We start from the raw sequence: 11683 nt of genomic DNA, 5'->3' as shown, positions 1-11683 counted from the left end.
TTCCTTGCCGAAGATCTCGCCGATCATGGCCATATTCGCTTCAAAGGACTCCATGTAGTTGGAAGTATCCTGTTCGACATACAGCGTCGGGGCGATGTCCGTGAATTCCTGATACAGATCCGCCTGCCGGCCGGAGATGATGATCAGATCCGGATCCAAAGAATGGATCGCTTCAAAATCAGGTTCTTTAAGGCTGCCGACATTCTCATAGTCTTCTCCGCTGTACTTCGACAAATAGTCGGGAATCAGCATCTGCGGTACACCAGCCACTTCAACACCGAGTTCATCCATCGTATCGAGCACACCGAAATCGAACACCACGACTTTTTCCGGATCTTTTTCAAACGTCGCTTCCCCGAGCTTATGTTCAATCGTAATCGTTTCGGCCGCCGCGGCATTTGCTGTGTCGGCCGCTTCCTCTTCTCCGCATGCCGCGAGCACAAGCAGGAGGGCAGCCGCCATTAATAGTAACATCCATTTTTTCATCGTTTTTCTCTCCTTCATTTCATATTGGTGTCAGGAATTAAAGTAAACACAGATCCGGCAGTTATCCATTTGCTGGATGGGAATATCCATATCGTAAATTTCTTTCAGCGCTTCCGACTGGATGATTTCATGCGTCGGCCCGTCCCGCACGACGCGCCCATCCTTCAGCGCCACAATCCGGTCGGAATAGACGGAGGCAAAATTAATATCATGGAGAACAATGACAACAGTCTTTCCGAGTTCATCGACGAGACGGCGCAGAATTTTCATGATCTGGACCGAATGCTTCATGTCAAGATTATTCAGCGGTTCATCCAGCAGGATATAATCCGTGTCCTGGGCAATGACCATGGCGACGAACGCCCGCTGGCGCTGCCCGCCTGAAAGCTCGTCCAGGTACCGGTCTTCCATGTCCGATAAGTTCATGTAATTGATGGACCGGGTGATCATCTCTTCGTCTTCCGCTGTCAGCCGGCCTTTCGAGTGAGGGAAGCGACCGAATGCCACCAACTCCCGGACAGTCAGGCGGACGTTCATGTAATTCGACTGCTTTAAAATGGATACCCGCTTCGAAAAATCCCCGGACTTCATTTTCTTCGCGTCCGACTGATCGACGAGTACACTTCCGGTATCCGCATCGATCAGCCGGCTCACCATGGACAGCAGCGTCGATTTCCCCGCACCATTCGGTCCGATGAACGATGTGATCTGACCGCGGCGGATATCGACCGATACTTTTTCGACCACAGATTTCTTTCCGTAAAACTTGGACAGTTCCCGTACTTGGATCATGCGTTCCGACTCTCCTTTAGCAGCAGGTAAATAAAGTAAATGCCGCCGATGAAATTGATGATGACGCTAAGCGTGGTGGAGAACGTAAAGATCCGCTCCACGACCCATTGGCCTCCGGTCAGCGCCACAATGCTGATAAGCGCGGAACCGGCAATGACAACTGAATGCTTATACGACGAGAAAAATTGATAAGCGAGATTGGCGACGATGAGTCCGAAAAAAGTGATCGGCCCCACGAGCGCGGTCGCAACAGCGATCAGCACAGCGACCAGAATCAGCATACGCCGCACAATCGAATCATAATCGACACCGAGATTGATCGAGGTATCCCTTCCCAGTGACAGTACATCAAGGTAAGGATTTTGCCGCCAGGCGGCCAGAATCAGCACACCCGTCACAGCGAACGATGTCCACACAAGTTCTTCATTTACATTATTGAAGCTGGCGAACATCCGGTCCTGGATGATCTGGAATTCATTCGGATCGATCAGCACTTGCAAAAACGTGGAAATACTGCCGAAAAAAGTTCCCAGAATGATGCCGACGAGCAGCAGGAAATAAATCGGCCTGCTGCCTTTTTTAAACAGAAACCGGTAGAACAGCAGGGCGAACACGACCATCGCTGCAGTGGACAGCGCGAAATTCAACTGTTTGTTGATGATGGTGATGTGTGTGGAGCCCAGGAAAAACACAAGGATGGTCTGAAGCAGCATGTACAGCGCATCCATTCCCATGATCCCCGGCGTCAGGATCCGGTTATGGGTGATCGTCTGGAACACTACTGTCGCATAGGCAATCGCCACAGCCGTAAGGACCATTGCAGCCACTTTCACTCCGCGCCTCGGCAGCGCGTAATCGAAGCTTCCGTTCAAGTCATGGAACAGGTAAATCCCGCTGAACGACAGGGCAAGGATTGTCAGCACCAGGAGTTTAGAGGTGTCACGCATATGCTTTCCCCCTAAACAGCAAGTACAGGAATACAAAGCTTCCGATGACGCCGACCATCAGGCTGATGGAAATCTCATACGGATAAATGAGAAGCCGTCCGAGAATATCGCACACCAACAGGAATATGGCACCGAGCATGGCAGTGTGCGGCAGTGTCTTCTGCAGGTGGTCCCCTTTGAATATCGAAATGACATTCGGAATGATCAGGCCGAGAAACGGAATCATACCGACCGTCAACACGACCGTCACAGTGATCAGCGCAACAAGTATGAGCCCCAGATTGACTGCCAGTCGGTAATTCATGCCGAGATTACGCGCGAAATCCTCGCCCATCCCTGCGACTGTGAAACGATTCGCGTACATGTACGCAATCAGAAAAACCGGAACGCTTATGTAGAGGAGCTCATAGCTGCCCTTCATGATCATCGAAAAATCGCCTTGAAGCCAAGCAGACATATTCTGGATCACATCCGCCCGGTACGCGAAAAATGTCGCGACCGACGACAGAATGTTTCCGAACATCAGACCGACGAGCGGAATGAAGATGGCGTCCTTGAACTTGATTCTGTCCAGAATCTGCATAAAGAGAAGCGTGGCGCCGAGTGAGAATGCAAAAGCGATCGCTAATTTCGACATCGTGGAAGCTTCAGCGAACAGCAGAATGGAAACAAGGATTCCGAGACGGGCGGCATCGAGAGTCCCTGCCGTCGTCGGTGATACGAACTTATTGCGGCTGAGCTGCTGCATGATCAGACCCGCCACGCTCATTCCCGCGCCAGCCAGCAAGATGGCGACCAATCTGGGAATTCTGCTGATTGTAAAAATCTGGAATTCCTCGGATCCGGGATTCAGCAGATCAAGCGGCCGGATATCACTGACACCGACAAACAGTGAAACGAGCGACAAAATGATCAGAGCGGGCAGCAAATAACGTTTTTTCATCACTGACCCTCATTTAATAAAAATTAATCATTTCTCAATGAAAATGATTATCATTACCACTGTTAGTATATCACCATATTAATTCTGGTCAATGGTTTATTGAGAAAGATTTTCAATAGGAATTCCGATTTCCCAGTTTTGTCATTTCTTTGCCATAAATAAAAACAAAAAATAAACGCATGCCCGCGCAGCATGCGTTTACCTTTTAATCAACTTTACAGTTCTGTCGCCGTATCCTTCACCTCCTGCGGCACGGTGATTTCACCGATTTCGTTGAACTGGCTGAATTCGGACTGGATCGTTTGTGTCACATTCGTTGTCCCGCCTTCAGCAGCCACGGAAAAATCCATCGTCATGGCGAGTGAATCCGTCATGAACGTCTCTTTATCGATCAGAACCTCGTACTGGACGGAGCCGATTTCCATGTTTCCCATCGCCGCCGCTTCGGTGCCTAGCTGCTCCGCCATCTTTTCCATCTCTTGATCCAAAAGTTCCTGGAACTCTTCGCCGGACGCGTCGAGCGTCAGGATATACGCATCTTCGGTCTCTTCGAACGTGAAGTCGTCCTTGAACGGTTCCAGCTGTTCCAGCTGTTCAGCCGGATCCGCCGCCTGCTGGTCTATTGAAGCCTGCAGCATTTCGAGCTCTTCAGCCGGCATTTTCGTCCAGCCGCCTGACATGGCATCATGGACGTAGATACCTTCTGATGTGAGATACATCTCTGTCTCCATCGGCATTTCCGGCATATCCGGCGCTTTGATTGTCACTGTGCCTTCCTGATGCATCGCCAAAGGTTCCATCACCATGTCCATCGACATGTCCATATCCGTCGTCACGTCCATGCCTTCCGCTTCAGAAGCCATGGTCTGCTCGATCACCATGTCCGCATGCAGGCTCTCTATTTCGGCTGCCGCTTCTGTCGACTGCGCGAATACTTCTTCAACGGTCATTCCGCTTTCTGTTTCTTGACCGCAAGCGGCAAGGCCCAATGCGAGTGCTCCTGTCCCGATCACCGGAATCCATTTTTTCAAGTCGCCCAACTCCTTTTTCATTCTCTTCTAAGTTATACGGAACTTCATGGAAAAAGTTCCGGAAATTCCAGCCGGGCGAACTTAATTGGTTTTACGGTCTGTTTCGACTATAATTTGGATGAGAAAATTTGAGAGGTGACCGCAATTGAAGCTGAAGCAGTTCTTTTCCTATTACAAGCCGCACAAACGGCTGTTCATCATCGATTTTTCAAGTGCGGTGGTGGTCGCTATCTTGGAGCTCGCGTTCCCGATCGCAGTCCAGTGGTTCATCGATGACCTGCTTCCGGGCGACGACTGGAACATGATCGTCACTGTGAGCGTGCTGCTGCTCGCGGTGTTCCTCCTGTCCACGTTCCTCCAGTTCGTCGTCAGCTACCTCGGCCATAAACTCGGCATCAACATCGAAACCGACATGCGGGAAGAGCTGTTCACCCATGTACAGCGGCAGTCATTCAAATTTTTCGATAACACGAAAACCGGCCACATCATGAGCCGCATCACGACGGATCTGTTCGATATTGGCGAACTCGCCCACCATGGACCGGAAGACTTTTTCATTGCCATCATGACGTTCTTCGGTGCGTTCGGTATCATGTTCTGGATCAATCCGCAGCTCGCGTTCGTTACCCTGGTCGTGATCCCGTTCCTCGTCTGGCTCATCACGTACAGCAATATTAAGATGAATAAAGCCTGGACGACGCTGTACGGCAAAGTGGCGGATGTGAATGCGCGGGTCGAGGACAGCGTATCCGGCGCGCGGGTCGTCCAGTCGTTCACGAACGAGGACTTCGAGATCGAGCGCTTCCGCGGGGACAACAGCCTGTTCCGCCGGGCGAAGCTCGTGGCTTACAAAGTCATGGCGGCGACCCATTCGAGCATTTATATGATGACCCGGCTCCTGACGCTCATCGTCCTCGTCTATGGCGCGTGGCTCAGTTATCAGGGCAGCCTCTCTTACGGAGAACTTGTCAGTTTCGTCCTGTACCTGAATGTCCTGATCAAACCGATCGATAAAATTTCCGCGCTGCTCGAACTTTATCCGAAAGGGATGGCGGGATTCAGCCGGTTCCGTGAACTCGTCGAACAGGAGACGGAAGTTCTTGACCGTAAGGATGCGGTGACAGTCGACGCCTTGAAGGGAGATATCGCGTTCCGTGAGGTATCGTTCGGCTACGATGAACATAAGCAAGTGCTCGACCGTGTCAGCCTGGACGTCAATTCCGGGGAAACGGTGGCGTTTGTCGGACCGTCAGGCGCAGGGAAAACGACGATCTGCTCGCTCATCCCCCGTTTTTACGATGTGGATGAAGGCGCCATTACCATTGACGGGATCGATGTGCGGGATATGACGAAGAAGTCGCTCCGCTCCCATATCGGCATCGTCCAGCAGGATGTGTTTTTATTCACGGGGACCATCAAGGAGAACATCGCCTACGGCAAACGGGGCGCGACGGAAGAGGAAATTTACGAAGCGGCGCGCAGGGCCCACCTTGAAGAATTCGTCCTCGCCCTGCCTGACGGCTACGAAACGCAAATCGGCGAACGGGGATTGAAGTTATCCGGCGGTCAGAAACAGCGGCTCGCCATCGCCCGGACGTTCCTGAAGAACCCGCCGATCCTGATTTTGGATGAAGCGACATCCGCTCTCGATACGGAGACGGAGCGGATCATCCAGCAGGCGCTGTCGGAACTCGCCGAGAACCGGACCACGCTCATCATCGCCCACCGGCTCGCGACCATCCGCGAAGCCGACCGGGTCATCGTCGTCACGCCGGAAGGGATCGCGGAAGAAGGCGGTTACGAGGAACTGATCGAGCAGGACGGCATTTTTGCGAACCTGCACCGCATCCAGTTTCAGCAGTAAAACAAGCGCACCGGCAGCCGGTGCGCTTTCTTCTTTCATTTCCCGATGACGAACTCCGAGAACCGGTCGTAATCCACCGGACTGAGTTCCGCTTTAATGACCGTCCCCTCTTCTTCATACGCATTCTCCAGTACAGCAGCCCGCTCGTTCAGATCTGCCATGATATCCCCCCGGTCATACGGCACCAGGAGGCGGCATGTCACATAGTCAGCATAGAGATGCCTCCGGATCGATCCGAGCAGGAGGTCGAGTCCTTCCCCTTTTTTCGCGGAAATCCAAAGGCTGTCGCCGCTTGCCTTCGGATACTGGACATCCGCTTTATCCGCTTTATTGTATACATAAATGACAGGCACATTTTCCACACCGACAGCCTGCAGGGTCGACTCCGTCACCTCCACCATGTGGCGGTATTCCTCGGCCGACACATCGACCACATGCAGGAGAAGGTCCGCATTTCTTGCTTCCTCCAGCGTGGAACGGAATGCCTGGACGAGATGGTGCGGCAATTTCGAGACGAAGCCGACCGTATCGGACAGCAGGAACGATTTGTTATCCGGAAGTTCAATTTTCCGCACAGACGTTTCCAAAGTCGCGAACAGCATGTCTTTTTCGAACACCTGCTTCGCTTCGGCATAACCCGTCTCGTTCAGCAAGCTGTTCATGAGCGTCGACTTCCCGGCATTCGTGTACCCCACGAGCGACACGACCGGCACCGCGTTCCGGGCGCGGCGTCTCCGCTGGGTCTCACGCTGGCCTCCGATCTCCGTCAGCTCCTTCCGGAGGCGGGTGATCTGCTCTTCGATCTTCCGGCGGTCGAGCTCCAGTTTCGTTTCCCCGGCCCCTCTGGTGGCAGAGCTGCCGCTTGTTCCGCCTCCGACCCGGCTGAGGGAGGCCCGCATCCCGACGAGCCGCGGCAGCAAGTACTGAAGCTGCGCGAGTTCGACTTGAACTTGCGCTTCGCGCGTCTTTGCCCGCCGTGAAAATATATCAAGGATGAGCATCGTCCGATCAATGACTTTGCACTCCAGAATCTCTTCCAAGTTGCGGATTTGGGACGGCGACAACTCATCGTTGAAAATGACAAGATTCGCTTCCGTCTCTTCATACAGGTTCCGGATTTCCTCCGCTTTCCCTTTGCCGACGAAATATGCCGGATTCACCCGATCCAGGCTTTGGCGGACTTCCCCTGCCACTTCCACATCACACGCTTCCGCCAGATTCCGCAGTTCTTCCATTTCGTATTCAAAATGGATGTCATTTTGCAGCTGGACGCCTGCAATAATCGCTCTTTCGATCAAACGTTCCATAATCGGCCTCCTTTCTTCACATGTACCCGGCCAAAAAGAAAGGCAAAACCCTTTCAGCCGACTGTTCCATCCTTACCCATCGACGGAATCACATAGCGGCCTTCCTCGAATTCGACGGTTTCCGTGCCGCCTTCAAAAACGACTTCTTCCAGCCGTTCCTTTTCCGATGCGGCCTCCCGGAACTCCAGACGCGCGTTCGGGAGCTGCAGGGAACCGCCGAGCATCCGGCGCCATTTCTCTTGGACCGCTTCCGGATCTTTCACCCCGAAAACACAGCGTTCAATCCGGAGTGTTTCATTTGATGGCTTGATGGTTCCATCTTTGCGGAGCGCTTCGTATCTTTCCTGATCACTTTCCTCCCATTCAATAAAAAAAGGTGAAGGAATGGCATCTGTCACTTCCTCTTCAAGGAAAAGAAGCTTCCAGCGGCGGATGGTGCCGGAAGCGGTCTCCCGCTTTGCAGGCATGATTCCGCTTGTCCTGAATCCCTGTTTCTGCAGATGCTGCTCCGTTTTCCGCAAGTCGCCTGTCCGGATGCAGATTGTCCCGAACCCTTTCCTGTCATGAAGCAGCAAACGGGTCAGCGGATGATCCGCCGCCTCCGCCACTTCCCGGTCTTCAATGGACAGCCACTCGATATAGCTGTCAGCCGTGTAACAAAGTGCGTTCCGCGTTCCCCAGTCCAGGTGGCGTCCGCCAATCGACGTATGCATTCCAAATTCTTTCCAGTATTTCACTGTATCCGCAGGCGTTTTTCCTGTAGCATGGACGATGTGGTCCAGCAGCATGCAGCATTTCCCCTTTCCGGCAGATTTGGCAGGCTCCGTTCTTCAGTTTCGTTTTCGCGCGCCCATTAAGGGTATGATATACAAAAAACTACACGGACAACAACTCAAGGAGGGAATTATGGACAAAGACAACAATTTCAAAAATCCTGTATTCATTGTATCAGCCGCGGTCATCTTCCTGCTCGTTCTGATCGGCGGATTCGCATCCGATCAGTTCGGCGCGGCAGCTGAAGCGGCACTCGTATGGATCACGACGAACTTCGGCTGGTTTTTCCTGCTCGCCGTGTTCATCATCATCCTGTTTTTGATCGCCGTTTCGGTCAGTAAATATGGAGGAATCCGGTTAGGCGCGGACAGCGACCGCCCGGAATTCCCATTTTTCACTTGGATCGGCATGCTTTTCTCCGCAGGTTTCGGTGCCGGTCTCGTATTTTGGGGGATCGCCGAGCCGATGAGCCACTTCTTCACTTCTCCGTATCCTGATGGCGACACGCTGAATGCTCCTGCCGCCCGGCTTGCCATGGCTTACTCTTTCTTCCATTGGGGAATCAGCCAATGGTCTGTATTCGCGATCGTCGGCCTTGTCATCGGTTTTCTGCAGTTCCGCAAGAAAAGGAACGGCCTGGTTTCGACTGCGCTTGAACCTGTGACAGGCAACCGGCCGATTGTCCGGAACACGATCGATTCCCTGGCTGTCATCGCCACCGTAATGGGGGTCGCCACATCACTCGGGCTCGGTGTCCTTCAGATGGCCGGCGGTCTCGATGTCGGATTCGGCATCGATAACTCGTTCACCGTCCAGCTCGCTGTCATCGGGGCCATGTTCATCGGTTATACACTGTCCGCTACGACAGGACTGGAAAAAGGCATCGCGTATTTGAGTAATTTGAACCTCGGACTTGCACTGCTGCTGATGGTTTTTGTGTTCTTCACCGGTCCGACGGTTTTTATCCTGGAGACGTTCGTCCTTGCGCTCGGCGATTACTTGACGAATTTCATCCAGTACAGTCTCCGGCTGACCCCTTACCAGGGCGGAACGTGGGTGCGTGACTGGACCGTATTCTATTGGGCTTGGGCCATCGCCTGGTCGCCGTTCGTCGGCGCATTCGTCGCCCGTGTCTCGAGGGGCCGCACCATCAGGGAATTCGTCTTCGGTGTGCTGATCGTGCCGCCTGCCATCGCGTGTCTGTGGATCGCTGTCTTCGGCGGGACCGCCATTTGGTATGATCTTAACTTCTCTGCGGGAATCGCCGAAGCGGTGGATGCAGATTTGACAGCCGCCCTGTTCCTGACGTTCCAGGAACTGCCCCTGGATACGCTCATGTCGGGGCTGGCCATTCTGCTGATCTTCACGTTCCTTGTGACATCGGCTGACTCTGCCACATATATCTTGGCAAGCATGACCACATATGGCAGCCTCAATCCGTCGGTCGTATTTAAAGTCGTATGGGGTGTGCTGATGGCAGGGATCGCTGCCGTCCTGCTGCGGGCCGGCGGACTTGAGGCCTTGCAGACAGCCTCGCTCATATCCGCTTTGCCGTTCACGCTGATTTTACTGCTGATGCTGGTCGCAATGGCAAAACTGCTGCGCCATGAACCGCTGCCGATACGCAAAGCCGATCTCCGGCGGTTCAGAAGACTTGAAAAAGAGGCTAACAAACAATCGGAATGACTTTTACAGCGGAAGGAACTTCATCAGTTCCTTCCGCTGTTTTCGTTTAAAGCCGGTTTTTTTTGCTATACTGACATTATCAGGATTTTGGTCGAAAGAGGGGCAGATCCATATGAACGAAGCATATCAGGAGCAGCTGCGGAATCGCATCAAATCAGCTATCACTTCCTGGACAGGGGGAAATCCGCCGACAGAGCGGGAGGTTTATCACTTTTTTCGCGCACTGCGCGGGACAGCCGCAACGCTCGGCGTTACACTCATCGCCGAAATGGCGGGCCGTCTGATGGAACTGTATGGAGAAGAAAGCAGTGACCGGCTGAGCGATGAAGAAGTGCACGCGCTTGCGAGCCGGCTCCGTGTCATGGCAATCGATCAGGCGCAGCAGCTCCTCGAGAGCGCTCCGATGAATGAAAAAGCGGAAAGCCAGATTTATGTATTGCTGATCGACCAGGATCTCCGTTTCGCTAACTTCATGAAAGAAATGCTGGAAACGCAGGGAATCCATGTCGTTGTGGCGCTCACCGCCCGAAAAGGGATGGACCTTTTTTACGATTTGCGGCCGGATTTTGTCATGATCGATATGCACCTTCCCGATATGGATGGCCTTGCACTGCTTGCCAAGATAGCTGACCGGGCCCGGAAAAGTTTTATACCCGTCGTGGTGCTTGCTTCCGATCCGTCAAAAAATCTCCGGATACGGGCTTTCGAGCTTGGAGCGATCGATTACATCGGCAAGCCGATCGATCCGGAGATTTTCCTGCCCTACTTCCGGAACCGGCTTTCCTTTAAAAATGAAATCCAGCGGATGGTCATCTTGGATGAACTGACCGGTGCATATAACCGCCGGTACTTGAAAAATGTCATGCCCCAGCATATTCACGCTTACCGGAAAAAACGGGATGTTTCTTCATTCGTGCTGCTTGACCTCGACCATTTTAAACGGGTGAATGACACGTATGGCCATTCAGCCGGCGATGCGGTTCTACGCGAATTCGCCCAAGTCGTGAAAAATTCGATTCGGGAACAGGACGGTCTTTTCCGTTTTGGCGGGGAAGAATTCGCGCTCCTTTTACCGTCCACCACGAAAGAAGATGCACGGGAAATCATCCAGCGCATCCGCTCGTCATTTGCAAAATACCACTTCACAGTAGGCAATGAGACGTTCAGCGTTACATTTTCAGCAGGCATTACGGAAACCGGCATGAGCAATCTGCAGATGGAAAAACTGACGGATGAAGCAGACCAGGCCCTGTATTATGCCAAGGAACAGGGGCGGGACTGCATCTGCATATACGACCCGGAAGTCATGGGGACTGCCGGCGAAAAAGTTCTGGAAGTCATTTTGCTCGATGATGATCCGCTTGTCCGGGCCATCCTCACGAAGCAGGCTGCTGAGGAACCACCGGGACCTTTCACACTGAAATTGCGGACATATCGGCAAGGCACCGAATTCCTGAATGACCGCTGGTACAGGCCCAACAGGTATTACCTGATTCTGATCGATGGCGTTTCACCGAAAATAGACGGTCTGCAAGTGCTGCAGGAAGTGCGCGCCGCTCATCCGAACGGCCACATCTTCATCTCCATGCTTTCGGATAAGAATACCGGGGAAGATATCGGCAAGGCACTGGAATATGGAGCGGATGATCATCTTCTCAAGCCGTTCACTGCGGAAGAACTCCTGCTCCGGATCAGCCGTCTCATGGCGCGCTGAGAAAACGCCGCATTGAACTAAAAACCGCAGCCGGCCGGCTGCGGTTTTTCTGTTATGCATGCTGTTTTTCTGCATGAAGCTGCTGCATTGTTTCGTCGAATTCCCTTTCGATTTCAGGATTCGGTTTATACGTAGCCAG

Annotated in this window: 10 protein-coding genes; 3 read left to right on the top strand and 7 right to left on the bottom strand. The window is 52.9% G+C overall.

Annotated features, from left to right (window positions below; translation table 11 throughout):
- The 5 genes from CCE92_RS14735 to CCE92_RS14715 all read right to left on the bottom strand — a co-directional run.
- Nucleotides 1–486 (bottom strand): ABC transporter substrate-binding protein (locus tag CCE92_RS14735; protein WP_155522845.1); only part of this gene is annotated, 486 nt, incomplete at its 3' end.
- A gap of 30 nt (nt 487–516) precedes the next feature.
- Complete coding sequence (locus CCE92_RS14730) at nt 517–1278, bottom strand: iron ABC transporter ATP-binding protein (RefSeq protein WP_088009285.1); 762 nt, start codon at nt 1276–1278, stop codon at nt 517–519.
- Entirely contained in the window at nt 1275–2225 is a 951-nt protein-coding gene (locus CCE92_RS14725) for an iron chelate uptake ABC transporter family permease subunit (RefSeq protein ID WP_088009283.1), read from the bottom strand. The genes CCE92_RS14730 and CCE92_RS14725 overlap by 4 nt, the downstream gene beginning before the upstream one ends.
- Nucleotides 2218–3168 carry an ABC transporter permease gene (locus CCE92_RS14720; protein WP_088009281.1) on the bottom strand — a complete coding sequence of 317 codons (951 nt, stop codon included), beginning with the start codon at nt 3166–3168 and terminating at the stop codon, nt 2218–2220. Before CCE92_RS14720 ends, CCE92_RS14725 begins: the two co-directional genes overlap by 8 nt.
- 215 nt (nt 3169–3383) lie before the next feature.
- On the bottom strand, nt 3384–4199 hold the full coding sequence (locus CCE92_RS14715; RefSeq protein WP_088009279.1) for a DUF6612 family protein: 816 nt from the start codon (nt 4197–4199) through the stop codon (nt 3384–3386).
- 145 nt (nt 4200–4344) lie between these two features.
- Between CCE92_RS14715 and CCE92_RS14710 the strand changes: the two genes are divergently transcribed.
- Complete coding sequence (locus CCE92_RS14710; RefSeq protein WP_088009277.1) at nt 4345–6063, top strand: ABC transporter ATP-binding protein; 1719 nt, start codon at nt 4345–4347, stop codon at nt 6061–6063.
- A gap of 35 nt (nt 6064–6098) precedes the next feature.
- Here CCE92_RS14710 and hflX read toward each other — a convergent pair whose 3' ends face one another.
- Together hflX and CCE92_RS14700 are read right to left on the bottom strand one after the other, a co-directional pair.
- Nucleotides 6099–7370 (bottom strand): GTPase HflX, encoded by a 1272-nt coding sequence (hflX, locus tag CCE92_RS14705; RefSeq protein ID WP_088009275.1) that lies wholly within the window; start codon nt 7368–7370, stop codon nt 6099–6101.
- A gap of 53 nt (nt 7371–7423) precedes the next feature.
- On the bottom strand, nt 7424–8158 hold the full coding sequence (locus tag CCE92_RS14700) for a VOC family protein (RefSeq protein WP_088009273.1): 735 nt from the start codon (nt 8156–8158) through the stop codon (nt 7424–7426).
- Nucleotides 8159–8276: 118 nt separating this feature from the next.
- Between CCE92_RS14700 and CCE92_RS14695 the strand changes: the two genes are divergently transcribed.
- Both CCE92_RS14695 and CCE92_RS14690 read left to right on the top strand, forming a co-directional pair.
- Nucleotides 8277–9830 (top strand): BCCT family transporter, encoded by a 1554-nt coding sequence (locus tag CCE92_RS14695; RefSeq protein ID WP_088009272.1) that lies wholly within the window; start codon nt 8277–8279, stop codon nt 9828–9830.
- A gap of 112 nt (nt 9831–9942) precedes the next feature.
- Entirely contained in the window at nt 9943–11544 is a 1602-nt protein-coding gene (locus CCE92_RS14690) for a diguanylate cyclase (protein ID WP_162287893.1), read from the top strand.
- Nucleotides 11545–11683 lie beyond the last annotated feature (139 nt).

Source organism: Indiicoccus explosivorum, from assembly GCF_002167005.1.
Classification (GTDB): Bacteria; Bacillota; Bacilli; order Bacillales_A; family Planococcaceae; genus Indiicoccus; species Indiicoccus explosivorum.
This window is presented reverse-complemented; position numbering and strand designations above follow the sequence as displayed.